This window comes from Arsenicitalea aurantiaca (genome assembly GCF_003994485.1).
GTDB lineage: Bacteria > Pseudomonadota > Alphaproteobacteria > Rhizobiales > Devosiaceae > Arsenicitalea > Arsenicitalea aurantiaca.
This window is the reverse complement of sequence record NZ_RZNJ01000003.1, coordinates 79339-93888: the sequence shown is the minus strand read 5'-3', so window position 1 is coordinate 93888 and position 14550 is coordinate 79339. Positions and strand designations below refer to the sequence as shown.

At 68.7% G+C, this 14550-nt stretch carries 25 protein-coding genes; 20 read left to right on the top strand and 5 right to left on the bottom strand.

Annotated elements, in window-relative coordinates:
* Nucleotides 1–35 precede the first annotated feature (35 nt).
* The 3 genes from EMQ25_RS09030 (at nt 36) to EMQ25_RS09020 (ending at nt 2463) form a co-directional block, all read left to right on the top strand.
* Nucleotides 36–806 carry a glutaredoxin family protein gene (locus tag EMQ25_RS09030; protein WP_127188258.1) on the top strand — a complete coding sequence of 257 codons (771 nt, stop codon included), beginning with the start codon at nt 36–38 and terminating at the stop codon, nt 804–806.
* A 117-nt stretch (nt 807–923) separates the two neighbouring features.
* On the top strand, nt 924–1124 hold the full coding sequence (locus EMQ25_RS09025) for a hypothetical protein (RefSeq protein ID WP_127188257.1): 201 nt from the start codon (nt 924–926) through the stop codon (nt 1122–1124).
* A gap of 73 nt (nt 1125–1197) precedes the next feature.
* Nucleotides 1198–2463, top strand: a complete 1266-nt coding sequence (locus EMQ25_RS09020; protein ID WP_127188256.1) for a DUF2254 domain-containing protein — start codon at nt 1198–1200, stop codon at nt 2461–2463.
* A 36-nt stretch (nt 2464–2499) separates the two neighbouring features.
* Here the strand turns inward: EMQ25_RS09020 and EMQ25_RS09015 are convergent, their stop codons facing one another.
* A complete protein-coding gene (locus EMQ25_RS09015; RefSeq protein WP_127188255.1) occupies nt 2500–2724 on the bottom strand; it encodes a KTSC domain-containing protein in 225 nt (74 codons plus the stop codon).
* 69 nt (nt 2725–2793) lie between these two features.
* Between EMQ25_RS09015 and EMQ25_RS09010 the strand changes: the two genes are divergently transcribed.
* Both EMQ25_RS09010 and EMQ25_RS09005 read left to right on the top strand, forming a co-directional pair.
* Nucleotides 2794–3207: a hypothetical protein gene (locus EMQ25_RS09010; RefSeq protein ID WP_127188254.1), complete on the top strand. Its 414-nt coding sequence runs from the start codon at nt 2794–2796 to the stop codon at nt 3205–3207.
* Nucleotides 3185–4441, top strand: a complete 1257-nt coding sequence (locus EMQ25_RS09005) for a DNA-packaging protein (RefSeq protein ID WP_127188253.1) — start codon at nt 3185–3187, stop codon at nt 4439–4441. Before EMQ25_RS09010 ends, EMQ25_RS09005 begins: the two co-directional genes overlap by 23 nt.
* Here EMQ25_RS09005 and EMQ25_RS09000 read toward each other — a convergent pair.
* Complete coding sequence (locus EMQ25_RS09000; protein WP_127188252.1) at nt 4438–4854, bottom strand: type II toxin-antitoxin system VapC family toxin; 417 nt, start codon at nt 4852–4854, stop codon at nt 4438–4440. The two genes, EMQ25_RS09005 and EMQ25_RS09000, sit on opposite strands and share 4 nt — an antisense overlap.
* Complete coding sequence (locus EMQ25_RS08995; RefSeq protein ID WP_127188251.1) at nt 4851–5114, bottom strand: type II toxin-antitoxin system Phd/YefM family antitoxin; 264 nt, start codon at nt 5112–5114, stop codon at nt 4851–4853. The genes EMQ25_RS09000 and EMQ25_RS08995 overlap by 4 nt, the downstream gene beginning before the upstream one ends.
* A gap of 70 nt (nt 5115–5184) precedes the next feature.
* Between EMQ25_RS08995 and EMQ25_RS08990 the strand changes: the two genes are divergently transcribed.
* Nucleotides 5185–6333, top strand: a complete 1149-nt coding sequence (locus EMQ25_RS08990) for a phage portal protein (RefSeq protein WP_127188250.1) — start codon at nt 5185–5187, stop codon at nt 6331–6333.
* Nucleotides 6334–6336: 3 nt separating this feature from the next.
* Here EMQ25_RS08990 and EMQ25_RS08985 read toward each other — a convergent pair whose 3' ends face one another.
* Together EMQ25_RS08985 and EMQ25_RS08980 are read right to left on the bottom strand one after the other, a co-directional pair.
* Nucleotides 6337–6600, bottom strand: coding sequence for a DUF2442 domain-containing protein (locus tag EMQ25_RS08985; protein ID WP_127188249.1), 264 nt, complete (start codon nt 6598–6600; stop codon nt 6337–6339).
* Complete coding sequence (locus EMQ25_RS08980) at nt 6575–6817, bottom strand: DUF4160 domain-containing protein (protein ID WP_127188248.1); 243 nt, start codon at nt 6815–6817, stop codon at nt 6575–6577. The genes EMQ25_RS08985 and EMQ25_RS08980 overlap by 26 nt, the downstream gene beginning before the upstream one ends.
* Nucleotides 6818–6902: 85 nt before the next feature.
* Between EMQ25_RS08980 and EMQ25_RS08975 the strand changes: the two genes are divergently transcribed.
* The 14 genes from EMQ25_RS08975 (at nt 6903) to EMQ25_RS08915 (ending at nt 14460) form a co-directional block, all read left to right on the top strand.
* Nucleotides 6903–7091: a hypothetical protein gene (locus tag EMQ25_RS08975; protein WP_127188684.1), complete on the top strand. Its 189-nt coding sequence runs from the start codon at nt 6903–6905 to the stop codon at nt 7089–7091.
* Complete coding sequence (locus EMQ25_RS18040; RefSeq protein ID WP_158626014.1) at nt 7092–7265, top strand: hypothetical protein; 174 nt, start codon at nt 7092–7094, stop codon at nt 7263–7265. It begins immediately after the preceding gene.
* Nucleotides 7265–7759 (top strand): HK97 family phage prohead protease, encoded by a 495-nt coding sequence (locus EMQ25_RS08970; RefSeq protein ID WP_127188247.1) that lies wholly within the window; start codon nt 7265–7267, stop codon nt 7757–7759. Before EMQ25_RS18040 ends, EMQ25_RS08970 begins: the two co-directional genes overlap by 1 nt.
* Nucleotides 7760–7766: 7 nt before the next feature.
* Nucleotides 7767–8993, top strand: a complete 1227-nt coding sequence (locus EMQ25_RS08965; RefSeq protein ID WP_127188246.1) for a phage major capsid protein — start codon at nt 7767–7769, stop codon at nt 8991–8993.
* Between the two features lie 280 nt (nt 8994–9273).
* Nucleotides 9274–9852, top strand: coding sequence for a head-tail connector protein (locus EMQ25_RS08960; RefSeq protein WP_158626013.1), 579 nt, complete (start codon nt 9274–9276; stop codon nt 9850–9852).
* Nucleotides 9849–10190, top strand: coding sequence for a phage head closure protein (locus tag EMQ25_RS08955; RefSeq protein ID WP_127188244.1), 342 nt, complete (start codon nt 9849–9851; stop codon nt 10188–10190). The genes EMQ25_RS08960 and EMQ25_RS08955 overlap by 4 nt, the downstream gene beginning before the upstream one ends.
* Nucleotides 10187–10594 (top strand): DUF3168 domain-containing protein, encoded by a 408-nt coding sequence (locus EMQ25_RS08950; RefSeq protein WP_158626012.1) that lies wholly within the window; start codon nt 10187–10189, stop codon nt 10592–10594. The genes EMQ25_RS08955 and EMQ25_RS08950 overlap by 4 nt, the downstream gene beginning before the upstream one ends.
* 24 nt (nt 10595–10618) lie before the next feature.
* Complete coding sequence (locus tag EMQ25_RS08945; protein WP_127188242.1) at nt 10619–11029, top strand: phage major tail protein, TP901-1 family; 411 nt, start codon at nt 10619–10621, stop codon at nt 11027–11029.
* Nucleotides 11030–11116: 87 nt separating this feature from the next.
* Nucleotides 11117–11431 carry a gene transfer agent family protein gene (locus tag EMQ25_RS08940; protein WP_127188241.1) on the top strand — a complete coding sequence of 105 codons (315 nt, stop codon included), beginning with the start codon at nt 11117–11119 and terminating at the stop codon, nt 11429–11431.
* Complete coding sequence (locus EMQ25_RS08935) at nt 11428–11631, top strand: rcc01693 family protein (RefSeq protein WP_127188240.1); 204 nt, start codon at nt 11428–11430, stop codon at nt 11629–11631. The genes EMQ25_RS08940 and EMQ25_RS08935 overlap by 4 nt, the downstream gene beginning before the upstream one ends.
* Complete coding sequence (locus EMQ25_RS08930) at nt 11631–12188, top strand: phage tail tape measure protein (RefSeq protein WP_127188683.1); 558 nt, start codon at nt 11631–11633, stop codon at nt 12186–12188. The genes EMQ25_RS08935 and EMQ25_RS08930 overlap by 1 nt, the downstream gene beginning before the upstream one ends.
* A gap of 330 nt (nt 12189–12518) precedes the next feature.
* The gene (locus EMQ25_RS08925) at nt 12519–13145 is read left to right on the top strand and encodes a DUF2460 domain-containing protein (RefSeq protein ID WP_192895650.1); all 627 of its coding nucleotides are present in this window, start codon (nt 12519–12521) and stop codon (nt 13143–13145) included.
* On the top strand, nt 13142–14032 hold the full coding sequence (locus EMQ25_RS08920) for a DUF2163 domain-containing protein (protein WP_127188238.1): 891 nt from the start codon (nt 13142–13144) through the stop codon (nt 14030–14032). The genes EMQ25_RS08925 and EMQ25_RS08920 overlap by 4 nt, the downstream gene beginning before the upstream one ends.
* A complete protein-coding gene (locus EMQ25_RS08915) occupies nt 14029–14460 on the top strand; it encodes an NlpC/P60 family protein (RefSeq protein ID WP_127188237.1) in 432 nt (143 codons plus the stop codon). The genes EMQ25_RS08920 and EMQ25_RS08915 overlap by 4 nt, the downstream gene beginning before the upstream one ends.
* Nucleotides 14461–14550: the final 90 nt, after the last annotated feature.

Here is a 14550-nt window from a genome sequence, read left to right as displayed (position 1 = left end):
GGGTGCGCAGACCCCTGCCGACAAGGACGACGACAATGAGCACGACCCGTATGGCCAGCCTCTACCGGATGGTGACCCCGACCCACACCTGCCCCTATGGGCTCAAAGCGCTCGACCTGCTGAAGCGCCAGGGCTTCACCGTCGAGGACCATCCCCTGCGCGACCGGGCCGAGACCGACAGGTTCAAGGCCGAACACGACGTGAAGACGACCCCGCAGATCTTCATCGCGGGCGAGCGGATCGGCGGCTATGACGATCTGCGGCGCCATTTCGGCAAGCCCGTCGCCGACCCCAAGGCGGTGAGCTACCGGCCGGTGATGGCGCTCTTTTCGATGACGGCGCTGATGGCGATGGCGGCAAGCTTCGCCGCGTTCGGCTCGCCGCTGACCATTGCGGCGGCCGAATGGTTCATCGCGTTTTCGATGGCAGTGCTGGCGCTTTTGAAGCTCCAGAACGTCGAGACGTTTGCAACCATGTTTCTCAATTACGACCTGCTCGCCAAGCGCTGGGTGCCCTATTCCTATATCTACCCCTATGCCGAGGGCGCGGCGGGGATATTGATGATCGCAGGCGCGCTCACCTGGCTTTCGGTGCCGATCGCGCTCTTTATCGGCACGGTGGGGGCGGTCTCGGTGTTCAAGGCGGTCTATATCGACCGGCGCGAACTCAAATGCGCCTGCGTGGGGGGATCGAGCAACGTGCCGCTCGGCTTCGTCTCGCTGACCGAGAATGTGATGATGGTCGCGATGGCGGTCTGGATGACGCTGCGCGCAACGGGCGTGATCACGATCGGCATGCCGATGTAAGGTGGGGGCGGAACCCCACGGCGGTCCCCGAGTTCTCCTCACGACGGCAGAGACGATCCTGCCGTCCAACGCTCCGCAAAGAGGGCGGTTCTGCCTTTCGTTCAAGGGAGGTGAGGGATGAGGATCCAGGGTTCGACGACGAGCCGTAGCGTCCTTGTGCGCGAGCGGCTCAGGGCGCGCCAGGCGAGGCGGGCCGAGGACGAGCTTTTCGTGCCCGAACCGGGCGGCACCGAGCCGCAGGGCACACGGGCTGTGCGACGGGCTTTCCTCGCGCGGCCATGGGGCATGACCCCATCCCTCCTGCGCCCCAGGCACTGAGCTTCATCACCATGCGTGGAACCGGCGGGCGCGCCGGGCTTTAACCTCCGATAGTTTCGGGGGGCATATTTCAATGAAGCTTGGCTACAGGCTGGGACAGATCCGGTTCCACCTTAACCGGATGACGCGGCAGATCTGGTTCATGCCTGCGGCGTTTTCGCTCGTGGCGGCGGGGACGGTGGCGATCGCCTATTATTCGGCGGGATTCACGCCGGACGAACTGCCCTTCACCATGCCGTCGGACGCCGTGACGTCCATTCTCACCATCGTTGCATCCTCCATGCTTTCGGTCGCGGTCTTCGCGCTGTCGACGCTTGTGAGCGCGCTCTCGTCCGCGACCCAGACGACGACGCCGCGCGCGGTGTCGCTGATCGCCGAGGACCGGCGGGCGCAGACGGCGATCTCGGTCTTCATCGGCGCCTTCATGTTCTCGGTGGTCGGCATCCTGGGGCTTTCGAGCGGCGTCTACAGCGAGGCGGGGCGGCTCATCCTTTTCGTCGTGACCATCGGGGTGGTGGTGCTGGTGGTGATGGCGCTCATCACCTGGATCGGACAGATCTCGGGAATGGGCCGGGTGGGCGGCACGATCGACCGGGTGGAGAAGGCCGCGACCAGCGCCTTCCAGGCCGTGGCCGACGCGCCGCTCTTTTCGTGCGCGCCGCAGCCCGAGACCCTGCCGGAGGGGGTGGCGGTGCATGCCCCGCGCATCGGCTATGTGCAGCATTTCAACCCGACCGGGCTCAACGCGCTCGCCAAGGAGAAGAATGTCCTCGTTCACGTGACCGCCCGCCCTGGCGCCTATGTCGATCCGGGGCGGCCGGTCGCGATCATCGTCGGGCCGGTCGACGAGGCGCTGGCTGGCGAGGTCGCGAGCTGCTTCGTCGTCGGGGACAACCGGACCTTCGAGCACGATCCGCGATTCGGGCTGATCGTGCTCAACGAGATCGCCTCGCGCGCGCTGTCGCCCGGCATCAACGATCCGGGGACGGCGATCGACGTTCTGGGGACGCTGGTGCGGGTGGTGGGGACGCTCGACGATGAAAGCCTCACGCTCGAGGATGCGCCGGAATATGAGCGGGTGACGGTGCCGCGGCTCGACATGCGCGACATCATGGAGGATGCGTTCCGCCCCATCGCGCGGGACGGGGCAGGGCAGGTCGAGGTGGTGCTGCGGCTTCTCCACAGCCTTGCGACGCTCTGCGTGCTCGCGCCCAAGCGCTATGGCGATGTCGCGCGCCGCATGGCGGAGGAGGCGCTCGCGCGAGCGCTCTCCGGGCTCGACTACGAAGGGGACCGCGAGGCGGTGAAGGCCGCCTTCGAAAGCCGGTTCGGCCGATGACTTATCCCCGCGTGACGGGGGAATGCTAGAGTTCGGCTATGGTCGGGAAATCGGGTCAGACGGTTCGATCGCAACGAAGGCGAAGGCGTCCCGGATCCGGGCGTTGAAATAGCGGCCCTTGGAGGTCGCGGCGTCGAGTGCGGCGACGGTCTCGAGGAGAACCTCGAGATAGGCGTAGAGCCGCCCGCTGGGGCGGAAGCGCACAAAGAGCGTCTCGCTCTCATCATCGTAAGTGTAGTCGGCGATCACGCTCGACGGCATAGCGGCACCTCGCCCGTGGATAACCAACGGGCGGGCGATGCCGTTGCGTCGGGCTGAAGGGGAGGGGCAATGGATGGCGATGCGCGCGGGCCGGACTGGGCGGCCATCCGCGAGGCCTATGAGGGCCGGGGCGAAACCATCCCGCAGATCGCCGAACGCCATGGGCTGAAGCCCTGGGCGGTGAGCCGCCGGGCGCGGCTCGATGGGTGGCTGGGGCGCAATACGATGCGCAAGGTCGACCGGGCGCGGATCATTGGCCGGATGTTCGGCCTGCTGGACCGGCAATTGGTGCAAGTGGAGAACGGAATGAAGGACGCAGGGGACAAGGAAGTGGCGCTGCTGGGCAACATGGCCCGCACGCTCGAAAAGCTGATCGCGCTCGAAACCGCCGAGCAGCCGAAAGACGAGCGCGGCGGGGCCCGGGACATGAAGGCGCTGCGCAGATCGCTGGCGGATCGCATTGACCGGCTCAAGCGGGGCTGAGTTCGTCGCCACGCTCGGCGATGACGAGGTGGAGGCGCTGCTTTGCGACTGGACGAGCTGGGCGCGGCCCGAACAACTGGCCCCCGCGGGGGACTGGACGAGCTGGCTGCTGATCGGGGGGCGTGGCTCGGGCAAGACACGGGCGGGGGCCGAATGGGTGCGGGCGATCGCGACCGCCGAGCGCCCGGTCTCGCCCATCGCGCTCGTCGGCGAGACGATGATCGAGGCGATGGCGGTCATGGTGCGGGGGGAGAGCGGGCTCCTCGCCATTCACCGCTCGGATGAGCGCCCGGTGGTGCGCGGCAACATGGTGCACTGGCCCAATGGCGCGGTGGCGCAGGTGATGTCGGCCTCCGACCCGGACCGGTTCCGCGGCCCGCAATTTGCGGCGGCGTGGTGCGACGAGGTCGCCAAATGGCCCGATGCGGAAGCCGCCTGGGACATGCTGCAGTTTTCGCTGCGGCTCGGGGACTGCCCACGCCAGATCGCGACGACGACGCCGAAGCCGACGCGGCTCCTGAAGCGCCTTCTGGCGGATCCGCGCACGGCGGTGACGCGGATGAAGACCGGTGACAATGCCGCTCACCTCGCGCCCGATTTTCTCGAGGCGGTGGTGGGGCGGTATCGCGGTTCGGTGCTGGGGCGCCAGGAACTCGATGGCGAGATGATCGAGGATCTGCCCGACGCGCTCTGGAGCCGGGCGATGTTCCGCCGGGCCGAAGGCGTGACGGCCGAGCGGATCGTCATTGCGGTCGATCCCCCGGTGACCGGCACGAGCCGGTCGGACGCCTGCGGGATCATCGTTGCGGGCCGGGCGGGCGAGGGCGCGGTGGTGCTCGAGGACCGGACGCTGAAGCCGGCGAGCCCGCTCGGCTGGGCGCGCCGGGCGGTGGCGTCGTTTCATGCCTATGGGGCAGACGCGATCATCGCCGAGGTCAACCAGGGTGGGGATCTGGTGAAGGCCGTCATCGCGCAGGTCGACCCGGATGTGCCGGTGAAGGCGGTGCGCGCCAATCGCGGCAAATGGCTCCGGGCCGAGCCGGTGGCGGCGCTCTATGGGCGCGGGCTCGTCGCCCATGCCGAGGGGCTGACCGAACTCGAAGACGAGATGTGCGCCTTTGGCGCCGATGGACGGGCCGAGGGCCATTCGCCCGACCGGGTGGACGCGCTCGTCTGGGCGCTGACCGAGCTGATGCTGGTGGACGCGACAAGACCGCGGCTACGGGGGCTTTAGCCGGCCCAGGGGTCGAGCAGCGGCACGCCCGTGCCGGCAAAGTCGGTAAGATTGCGGGTGACGAGCGTGCGGCCCGAGACGAGGGCGGTCGCGGCGATCAGGGCATCGGCATAGGGGCGGGTCTGGGGCAGGTGAAGCGCGGCGCAGCGCCGGGCGATGGTGGTATCGACGGAGAGGATGCGATCGGCGAAGGCCGGCACGACCTGCGCGTCGAGCCAGCGCCGCAGAATTTCGGCGTGAGGGAGCCCGCGATGGAATGCGCGGGCAACGCCTGTTTCAAGCTCGAGCAGGGTGACGACGGAGATGGCGCAATCGGCGATGTCGATGCTGGCGAACCAGCTCCGGACCTGCGGATTGGCGCGTTCGGGTCGGCGGATTTCCGAGATGACGTTGGTGTCGAGCAGATAGCTCACGGTTCGATATCGGCGCCGACAGGTTCGACGGTCCGCGCGGGAAGCTCGATATCGAAATCGGTATCGGGGCCGCCGGGCTGGGCCAGCGCGTCAAGCAGGCTCTGTGGCCGGCCGCGAAGGCGCCGGTATTCGGCCTCGGTCAGGAGCACATGGGTCGGGCGACCGCGATCGGTGATCACCACGGGGCCGGCTTCGGCGGCGCGTTTGGCGGCGCTCGTATCCTGGTTGAAGGCGCGGGCGGTGATGACGGTCTCGGGCATGGCGATGCTCCAGTTGTAGCTACGTTGCTACATAATATGAATTCGGTGAAGGTTCAAGGAAGGCAAGGCGATGGGCAAGTGGCTGGAGAGGCTGCGGGGGCCGGGGGAGCGGAAGGCTGCGGGGGCGCAGACGGTGTTCGCGATGACCGGGGCGGGGGATGCGCAGTGGAGCCGGCGGGGGTTTTCGAGCCTTGCCGCCGAAGGGTTCGGGCGCAACCCGATCGTCTATCGCTGCGTGCGGCTGATCGCGGAAGCGGCCAATCGCGTGCCGTTCAAGGCGCGCGAGGGTGGGCAGACGCTAAGCGAGCATCCGGCATTGGACCTGCTGGCGCGGCCCAATCCGCGCCAGTCGGGTGGCGAGATGCTCGAAAGCGTCTATGCCTATCTGCAGACGGCAGGCAATGCCTATCTCGAAGCGGTGACAGTGGAGGGCGAGATCAAGGGGCTCTATTGCCTCCGGCCCGACCGGATGCGGGTGGTGGCGGGCGCCGATGGCTGGCCGGTCGCCTATAGCTACACCGCCGGCGGGCGCACGATGCGGCTGAGCCAGGAGGCCGAGCCGATCCCGAGCGTCTTGCACATGGCGCTCTTTCATCCGCTCGATGATCATTACGGCATGGCTCCGCTCGAAGCCGCGCAGACCAGCCTCGATATCCACAACGCGGCGTCCAGATGGAACAAGGCGCTGCTCGACAATGCGGCCAGGCCATCCGGCGCGCTCGTTTATTCGATGGCTGCGGGCAATCTGACGCCCGAGCAGTTCGAGCGGCTGAAGGACGAACTCGCGATCGGCTTTCAGGGCGCGGCCAATGCCGGCCGGCCCATGGTGCTCGAAGGCGGGCTCGACTGGAAGACGATCGCGCTCAGCCCGCGCGACATGGATTTCATCGAGGCCAAGAACGGGGCGGCGCGGGAGATCGCGCTCGCCTTCGGCGTGCCGCCCATGCTGCTCGGCATTCCGGGCGACAATACGTACGCGAACCTCGTCGAGGCCAATCGCGCGCTCTGGCGCCAGACGGTGATGCCGCTGGTGGAACGCGTGGCGGACGATCTGGGCAACTGGCTGTCGCCGGCGTTCGGGGGAAAGCTGGTGCTGACGCCCGATTTCGATGGGGTGGAGGCGCTGGCCGAGGACCGAGCGGCGCTCTGGGCGCGGGTAAGCAGCGCCGACTTCCTCAGCGACGCCGAAAAGCGCGCGCTGGTGGGGGTGACGGGGTAGGGATCAGGCCGCGCGGGGGCGGGCGGCACGACCGGCGAGGAGACCGATGACGGAAATATCCTCGTCGATCTCGGGCCAGTGGATGCCGTCGCCCCGGCCGATCAGGCGCCAGTTTTGCCGCGCAGCGGGAGCGGCATCGCGCAGGCGCGGGAACCATTCGATGGGCACCGAGAGCATGCGTCCGTCGTCGAGCGTGACCATGAGGAACCCGTCCTCGACACGCACGTCGGTCGCCAGCGGATCAGAGTTGAGTGTCAAAATGCTCATGCCAGGCCTTGATGAACATGGATCGGTTAGCGGTGACGATAGCGCGCAGGCTCGATAGCTCGTGCGCCCTGAAGCGCTTTGATAACGCCAGCTCTACGGGCGTCAGCCAATACTTGGCGATCCGGTCCCCGCTTTCAACATGGATGTGCGGCGGTTCGTCGTTTTCGCCGCTGTAGAAAAAGAAGCGAAAGCCGTCGAGCCGAAGGACCGTGGGCATGCTGCGCCCTCCCTCCTTCCAGTCTGCCGTGCGCCGCCAAAGCGCGCAAGGGCGGCGTCGTCGGCAGCAATTGAAAGACATCATCATGGACGAACTCACCCGGACGGTCGCCGAGCGGGGCGATCTGGCGCATCTGGCGCTGTTTTTGTGGGCGAGCGGCGCGAGTGCGCTGCTGGTCTGGACGCTGCGCGAACTGGCGACCGCCAACCGGCGGTTCAACGCCTTCGTCAGCGAGATCGCCCACCTCAATCAACTCTTCAAGCGGAGGGACTAAGTGATTCAGAAGACTCCGAAACCGGTGCGTCAGCCGCGGGCAGACGCCAAGGCCGAGATGGCCCAGCAGGTGTTCCGCCAGTTCGCCTGGAACCTCGCCGGCAGCGTCGCGCGGCAGAGCGCGACCCAGGGGCGGTCTGCCGAGGGCCCGGCCGGCCGGACCGGGAAGCGCTGATGCTGCCCATTCCGATCGACGCCGAGGGGCGTTTTGCCGGCTATGCCAGCATTTTCGGCGTGCCCGACGATGGCGGGGACATCGTTATGCCGGGCGCCTTTTCCCGCTCGCTCGTCGAGCGCGGGCGGGTGCGGATGCTGTTCCAGCACGACCCCAAGGAGCCCATCGGGCTCTGGGAGGAGTTGCGCGAGGATGGCTTCGGGCTTTTCGCCCGGGGACGGCTGCTGGCGGGCGTGCCGCGGGCCGATGCGCTCAGGCGCCTGATCGAGACGCGGGCGCTCGACGGGCTCTCCATCGGCTTTCGCACCGTGCGGGCGACGCGGGACGGGCGCGGCGGGCCGCGCCGGCTCTGGCAGGTCGAACTCTGGGAAATCTCCATCGTCACCTTCCCCATGATGGCCGGCGCGCGGATCGCGGCCGGCGCGGGGCAGGGCGCACACCAAAAGGCGCAGCGGGCCCTGTCCGCCGCGCTTTCCGTTTTTGCCAACCAGTGAGGGTTTCATGAGCGAAGAGACGAGCAATTTCGAGATCAAGGCGGCGACGGGCGGGGAGGGGGACGTGGCCGGGATGTTCTCGACCTTCATGTCAGCCTTCGAGCAGTTCAAGCAGACCAATGACGCAAGGCTCGCCGAGATCGAGCGCCGGGGGCGCGTCGACGTTTTGACCGAGGACAAGCTCGAGCGGCTGAACGCGGTGCTCGACGGGGCGAAATCGGCCATCGACCGGCAGGCGCTGGACCGCGCCCGGCCCCGGCTCGAGGGCGGACGGATCGAGGCCAATGACGAGTACAAGCAGGGCTTTGCCGCCTATGTGAAGCGCGGTGAGGAAAAGGCGCTCTCGATCGGCTCGAACCCCGATGGCGGGTATCTGGTGCCGGCCGAGACCGAGACCGAGATCTCCCGGCTGCTGACCGGGATTTCCCCGATCCGCGCCATTGCGAGCGTGCGGCAGGTGTCGAGCAGCGTCTATCGCAAGCCGGTGACGCTGGCAGGGCCGGCGGTCGGCTGGGTCGCCGAGACGGCGGCGCGGCCGCAGACGGCGAGCCAGACCATCGACGCGCTCGATTTCCCGACCGCCGAGCTCTACGCCATGCCGGCCGCGACCAGCGCCTTTCTCGACGATGCGGCGGTGGATGTCGGCCAGTGGATCGCCGAGGAGGTGAACGCGGCGTTCGCGGCCCAGGAGACGGCGGCCTTCATCGGGGGCAATGGCGTCAACAAGCCGCGCGGCTTTCTCGACGTGCCGCAGGTCGCCGAGGCGGACTGGGCGTGGGAGAGCCTGGGCTATGTTGCGACGGGTGAGGCGGGGGCGTTTCCTGATGCCCATGAGAGCGATGTGCTGATCGACCTCGTCTATGCGCTGAAGGCGGGGTATCGGCAGAACGCGAACTGGGTGATGAACAGGCGCACGCAAGGGGCGCTCCGCAAGCTCAAGGATGCGGACGGCAATTATCTCTGGCAGCCGGCGGCGAGCCCGGGCGGGCGGGCGAGCCTGATGGGGTTCGAACTGGTCGAGGCCGAGGACATGCCCGATATCGGCGCGGGCACGACGCCGATCGCCTTTGGCGATTTCCGCCGCGGGTATCTCGTGGTCGACCGGCAGGGGGTGAACGTGTTGCGCGATCCCTATTCGGCCAAGCCGTATGTGCTCTTTTACACCACCAAGCGCGTGGGCGGCGGGGTGCAGGATTTCGACGCGATCAAGCTTTTGAAGTTCGCGGCGGAGTAGGGCGCCTTTTCCTTCTCCCCTTGTGGGACTTGGAGGCGGTGGCGCAGCCACGGAGCGCTCCAGTGGAGCGCTCCGAGCCGAACAAGGTGGCCCGGAGGGCCGGATGAGGGGTCTGGATCGGGCGGCCCTTCGGTGAAAGAGCCTCTGCATCTCAGTCCCCTCACCCGTCTCGCGCTGCGCGCGATCCACCCTCTCCCACAAGGGGAGAGGGATGACGACTGCGGGATCAAAGCGGGGCCTTGCCTCCGCCCCCCACCACCAAATCAATCAGGACATCGAGATGACCTCCTATCTTCTTTCCGGGCCGCCCGGCGAGCCGGTTTCGCTTGCCGAGGCGAAGGCCTATCTGCGGGTCGAGGACGACGCCGAGGACGGGCTGGTCGAGACGCTGATCGGGGCGGCGCGGCTGCATGTCGAGGGCGTGACGGGCAGGGCGCTGATGGCCCAGACCTGGCGGCTCGTGGCCGATGCCTGGCCGGCCGACCGGGTGATCGCCCTGGCGGTCGGGCCGCTGATCGCGCTGCAAAAGATCGTCTGCTACGGCGCGGACGGGGAGACCCACGAGATCGCGCTCGCGCAGATCCGGCGCGAGACGGCGGTGAGCCCGGCGCGGCTTTTCCTGCCGCGCATGATTGCAGGCGCGCCGGGGCTGCGCGAGCGGGGCGGGATCGAGATCGACTATGTGGCGGGCCATGGCGAAGATCCCGGCGACGTGCCGGCGGATCTGCGCCAGGCGATCCTCGCGCTCGTTGCTTACTGGTTCGAGCATCGGGACGCGGTGATCGTCGCGGGGTCGGGTGCGGTGATCCCGAGCGGGTTCGACCGGGTGCTCGCGCCCTATCGCCGGGTACGGCTGTGAGCGAGCGGGCGCCGGGGATCGGCGCGCTGACCGACCGGGTGGAGCTGGCGCGGCGGGACATGGCGCCTCTGCCGGGCGGCGGGCACGAGGTGATTTACGTCCCGCTCGGGCGGGCCTGGGCGCGGGTGCGGGTGCTGAGCGGACGGCGCGGCGAGCTTGCGGACGGGCGGGCGGTGACCATCAGCCACGCGGTGGTGCTGCGCTGGCGCTCCGATATCGGGCCGGGCGACCGGATCATCTATCGCGGAGAACCGCTCGACGTGGTGAGCGCGGGTGATCTCAACGGGCGGCGGGCATGGCTCAGCTGTGCCTGCAGCGCGGGGAGGGTGATCGGATGAGCCACCCCATCATGGCTTTGCAGGAAAGCCTGGTTTCGGGGCTCGGCGCGGATGCGGGGCTCGTTGCGCTGACCGGCGAGAACGGGGTGTTCGACGCCCCGCCGCGTGGACGAAAACCGCCCTATGTCGCGATCGATCGGCACGATGTGCTGGCGCGCGACGGGGATCTGGCGCCCGGGCACGAGCATCGGGTGACGCTTCATGTATGGGCCGGTTCGCCCGACCGGGCGGCGGCGCTCGCGATCGTCGAGCGCATCCTCTCGGTTGCGTTTTCGGCCGATCTCGGTGGCGAAACGCTACGCGTGACCCATCGCCGGCAGGAGCGGACCGAGACGGCGATCGATCGGGCAACGGGGCTGGCGCGCGCCGTGCTGGTGCTGCGGTTCTTCTCCGAGCCGCGCTGATTTCACTTTTGAGAGGATTTGGACATGGCGGCCCAGAGCGGCAAGGACATGCTGTTGAAGCTCGACCGGACGGGGTCGGGCGATTTCCTGACGGTGGCGGGGCTGCGCACGCGCGCCATCGCCTTCAACGCGGCGAGCATCGACGTGACCGACGCCGAGAGCGCCGGGCGCTGGCGCGAACTGCTCGCGGGCGGCGGCATCAAGCGCGCCGCGGTTTCGGGGGCGGGGATCTTCAAGGATCGGGAATCGGATGCCGAAATCCGCGCGCTGTTCTTTGCCGGCGCCATCCGTGACTGGCAGCTGATCCTGCCCGGTTTCGGCACGATCTCGGGGCCGTTCCAGATCGTGGCGCTGGAGTTTTCCGGCGATCACGCAGGGGAAGTGGTGTTCGAACTGGCGCTGGAGAGTGCGGGGGAGCTGGGGTTTGCGGTTTAGGGGCCTGGTGCCTGTGGCGACCCCCACCCCGACCCTCCCCCTGGGAGGGGGAGGGAGAGGAACGGTGAATTTGGCAGGAGAAGCTGGATGGTGAATGCGCGGCGCGGTGAGGTAGGGGCGGTGATCGGGGGAGAGGCGCGGGTGTTGTGCCTGACGCTGGGGGCGCTGGCCGAGCTCGAGGCGCGGCTCGGCGCGGGGGATCTGGCGGGGCTGGCCGAACGGTTCGGCGCGGGCCGGGTTTCGGCACGCGACCTGACGGCGATCCTCGGAGCGGGCCTGCGCGGGGCGGGCAATGCGATTTCCGACGACGAGCTGGCGCGCATGTCTATCGAGGGCGGGCTGACCGGCGCGGCCGGGATCGCGGTGCGGCTCTTGCAGGCGACCTTCGGGGACGAGAGTTGAGCGCCTTTCCCTGGGCCGAGGCGATGCGCTTCGGGCTCGGGGTCTTGCGGCTGGCGCCGGCCCAGTTCTGGGCGATGACGCCGCGGGAGCTCGCCCGCGCCCATGAGGGCGTAACCGGGCGGGGCGCCGGGGGCGGACCGCTCGGGCGCGACGGGCTGCAAGCGCTGATGGAGGCTTTTCCGGACGAGGAGACGAGATGATGGCGGACGATGTGTTTTCCGATGGGTTCGGGCGCGAGCTCGGGGATGTGAGCCTTGAGCTCGACAGGATCGGCAGGCTGGCGGACGGGGTGTCGCGCTCGCTCACCAATGCGTTTCGCGGCGCGATCACCGAGGGCCGGTCGCTGCGGACGCTGCTCGCCGATATCGGCAAGGCGTTCGCCGACATCGCGCTCCGGGCAGCGCTGAAGCCGGTGGGCAATCTGGTGGGCGGGCTCGTCGAGAGCCTTTTTACCGCGACCAACCCCGCGCTCGGGGGCGTGACGGCCTTCGCCAAGGGCGGGGTGATCGCGGCGCCCGCCTATTTCGGCATGGGGAACGGGCGCATGGGGCTGATGGGCGAGGCCGGGCCCGAGGCGATCCTGCCGCTGGCGCGCGGGAGCGACGGGCGGCTGGGCGTGGCCACCGGCGGCGGCGCGGGGGCGGTCAACGTGACGTTCAACGTGACGAGCCCGGATGCGCGAAGCTTCCGGGCGAGCGAGGCCGAAGTGAGCGCCATGCTGCTGCGCGCGGTGCGGCGGGGCACGCGGGGGAGTTAGGGGGCGTCGAGCGGGGGGCCTTACCCCCACCTGGCCTCCCCCTGATAGGGGGAGGGACGCGGGGGGAGGGGCGGGGTTTCGCCATGGGCACTGCGCTGCTCCTCCCCCTTCTTCAGGGGGAGGTGGGGTGGGGGTCTGGCGGGGCACAGCGCCTTCGCACCTCAACGTCAAGACAATGGATGGGTCTGTGCGTGTGGCCTTACCCCCACCTGGCCTCCCCCTGAGAGGGGGAGGGACGCGGGGGGAGGGGGCGGGGTTTCGCCATAGGCACTGCGCTGCTCCTCCCCCTTTTTCAGGGGGAGGTTGGGTGGGGGTTTGGGAGAAGTGACGATGGCATTTCATGGGGTGCGGTTTCCGCTCGATGTGGCGCTGGGGGCGCGGGGCGGGCCGGGATGGGCGACCGATGTGGTAACGCTCCAGAGCGGGTCCGAGGAGCGCAACCAGCGCTGGGCCCATTCGCGCCGGCGCTACAATGCCGGGTATGGGGTGAAATCGCGGGCCGACATGCAGGCGGTGCTGTCGTTTTTCGAGGAGCGGCGCGGGCGGTTTCATGGGTTCCTCTGGCGCGACGGGCTCGATTTTTCATCCAGGGACGGCAATGGCGCGCCCGGGCCGGACGACCAGGCGCTGGGGATCGGCGACGGGGTGCGGACCGATTTTGCGCTGAGGAAGCGCTATGGGGCGGCGCACGACCCCTATTGGCGCCCGATCACCAAGCCGGTGGCGGGGAGTGTCGTGCTTGCCGTCGACGGGGTGGTGGTGGAGACCGGGTTTTCGGTGGACGGGGTGACGGGTGTCGTCACCTTCGAGGCGGCGCCGGCTGCGGGTGCGGTGGTGACGGCGGGGTTCCTGTTCGACGTGCCGGTGCGGTTCGACATCGACCGGCTCGATATCGAGCTCTCCTCTTTCGACGCGGCGGATGTGCCGGTGATCCCGCTGGTGGAGATCCGGGCATGAGGGCGCTCGATCCGGGATTTGCAGCTCATATCGCGAGCGGAGCGACGCGGCTCTGCACCTGCTGGCGCATTGCGCGGAGCGACGGAGTGGTGCTGGGGTTCACCGACCATGACGAGCCGGTGGCGTTCGGGGGCGAGACCTATCTGCCGGCGGGCGGGCTCGATGGCGGGGAGGTGAGCGGGAAACTCGGGGCCCAGACCGATACGACCGAGGTGGTAGGCGTGCTCCGGGCCGAGGCGATCACCGAGGAGGATATCCTTCTTGGGCGTTATGACGGGGCGGTGGTGGAGACGTTTCGCGTCCATTGGCCCGATCCGGAGATCCGGCACCTCGTGCGGCGGGCGAGCATCGGGGAGATCGTGCGCGAGGATGGGGTGTTTCGCGCCGAACTGCGCTCGGGCCAGCATGCACTGAGCCGGCCGCAGGGGCGGCTCTACCAGCCGCTCTGCGACGCGGAGCTGGGCGATGCGCGCTGCGGGGTGAATGTCGAGGGCCCGGCATTTTCCGCGAGCGGGAGCGTGCTGGCGATCGAGGATCGCTACCGGCTGCGGGTTGCGGGGCTGTCGGGGTTCGAGGCGGGCTGGTTCGGGCTCGGGCGATTGCGCTGGAGCGACGGGCGGCGCGTGGGGATCGACGAGCGGATCGTCGCGCATGACCGGGTCGGCGGGGTGGACGTGTTGAGTTTTTCGCGGGCGGTGGGGGAGTGGGTCGTGCCGGGCGACGGATTTACGGCGCTGGCCGGCTGCGACCGGCGCTTTGCGACGTGCCGCGAGAAATTTGCCAACGGGCTCAATTTCCGCGGCTTCCCGCACATTCCGGGCAGCGATTTCGTCCTGCGCTATCCCAAAAAGGGCGATCGGCGCGACGGGCGGGCGCTGGTCAGATGAGCGAGGGCATTAGGATTGCAGCGCTCGCGCGGGAGTGGATCGGCACGCCCTATCGGCACCAGGGGTCGCTTCGGGGCGCCGGCTGCGATTGCCTCGGGCTCGTGCGCGGGGTGTGGCGGGAGATCCATGGGCGGGAGCCCGAGACGGTGCCGCCCTATCGGCCCGACTGGCGAGAGGAGGAGGGGCGGGCGGCGCTGATTGCGGTAGCCGGGCGGCATCTCGTGAAGCGTGAGGGCGCTGCTGCGGTCGGCGACGTGCTGGTCTTTCGACTGCGGCGCGGCGCGGGGGCGCGACACTGCGGCATCCTCGTTACGCCCGACCGGTTCGTCCACGCCCAGGAGGAGATCGGTGTGGTCGAGGCGCATCTGTCGGATGGGTGGCGGGTGCGGGTGGCGGGGGTTTTTGGGTTTCCGCCCAGCAGTAGATAGAGCCGCCAAATCTCAGACCCCTCATCCGTCTCGCGCTATGCGCGAGCCACCTTCTCCCACAAGGGGAGAAGGAAGGGCGCGCGCTGAGGC

Coding starts and splice junctions, on each gene's coding strand:
- EMQ25_RS08940 (WP_127188241.1), top strand. CDS start 11,117: ATGGTGAATGCGCGGCGCGGTGAGGTAGGGGCGGTGATCGGGGGAGAG.
- EMQ25_RS09010 (WP_127188254.1), top strand. CDS start 2,794: ATGGATGGCGATGCGCGCGGGCCGGACTGGGCGGCCATCCGCGAGGCC.
- EMQ25_RS08975 (WP_127188684.1), top strand. CDS start 6,903: ATGGACGAACTCACCCGGACGGTCGCCGAGCGGGGCGATCTGGCGCAT.
- EMQ25_RS08965 (WP_127188246.1), top strand. CDS start 7,767: ATGAGCGAAGAGACGAGCAATTTCGAGATCAAGGCGGCGACGGGCGGG.
- EMQ25_RS08960 (WP_158626013.1), top strand. CDS start 9,274: ATGACCTCCTATCTTCTTTCCGGGCCGCCCGGCGAGCCGGTTTCGCTT.
- EMQ25_RS08945 (WP_127188242.1), top strand. CDS start 10,619: ATGGCGGCCCAGAGCGGCAAGGACATGCTGTTGAAGCTCGACCGGACG.
- EMQ25_RS08995 (WP_127188251.1), bottom strand. CDS start 5,114: ATGCCCGAGACCGTCATCACCGCCCGCGCCTTCAACCAGGATACGAGC.
- EMQ25_RS08950 (WP_158626012.1), top strand. CDS start 10,187: ATGAGCCACCCCATCATGGCTTTGCAGGAAAGCCTGGTTTCGGGGCTC.
- EMQ25_RS09020 (WP_127188256.1), top strand. CDS start 1,198: ATGAAGCTTGGCTACAGGCTGGGACAGATCCGGTTCCACCTTAACCGG.
- EMQ25_RS08915 (WP_127188237.1), top strand. CDS start 14,029: ATGAGCGAGGGCATTAGGATTGCAGCGCTCGCGCGGGAGTGGATCGGC.
- EMQ25_RS09025 (WP_127188257.1), top strand. CDS start 924: ATGAGGATCCAGGGTTCGACGACGAGCCGTAGCGTCCTTGTGCGCGAG.
- EMQ25_RS09030 (WP_127188258.1), top strand. CDS start 36: ATGAGCACGACCCGTATGGCCAGCCTCTACCGGATGGTGACCCCGACC.
- EMQ25_RS08925 (WP_192895650.1), top strand. CDS start 12,519: ATGGCATTTCATGGGGTGCGGTTTCCGCTCGATGTGGCGCTGGGGGCG.
- EMQ25_RS08990 (WP_127188250.1), top strand. CDS start 5,185: ATGGGCAAGTGGCTGGAGAGGCTGCGGGGGCCGGGGGAGCGGAAGGCT.
- EMQ25_RS08920 (WP_127188238.1), top strand. CDS start 13,142: ATGAGGGCGCTCGATCCGGGATTTGCAGCTCATATCGCGAGCGGAGCG.
- EMQ25_RS08970 (WP_127188247.1), top strand. CDS start 7,265: ATGCTGCCCATTCCGATCGACGCCGAGGGGCGTTTTGCCGGCTATGCC.
- EMQ25_RS08980 (WP_127188248.1), bottom strand. CDS start 6,817: ATGCCCACGGTCCTTCGGCTCGACGGCTTTCGCTTCTTTTTCTACAGC.
- EMQ25_RS08930 (WP_127188683.1), top strand. CDS start 11,631: ATGGCGGACGATGTGTTTTCCGATGGGTTCGGGCGCGAGCTCGGGGAT.
- EMQ25_RS09015 (WP_127188255.1), bottom strand. CDS start 2,724: ATGCCGTCGAGCGTGATCGCCGACTACACTTACGATGATGAGAGCGAG.
- EMQ25_RS08985 (WP_127188249.1), bottom strand. CDS start 6,600: ATGAGCATTTTGACACTCAACTCTGATCCGCTGGCGACCGACGTGCGT.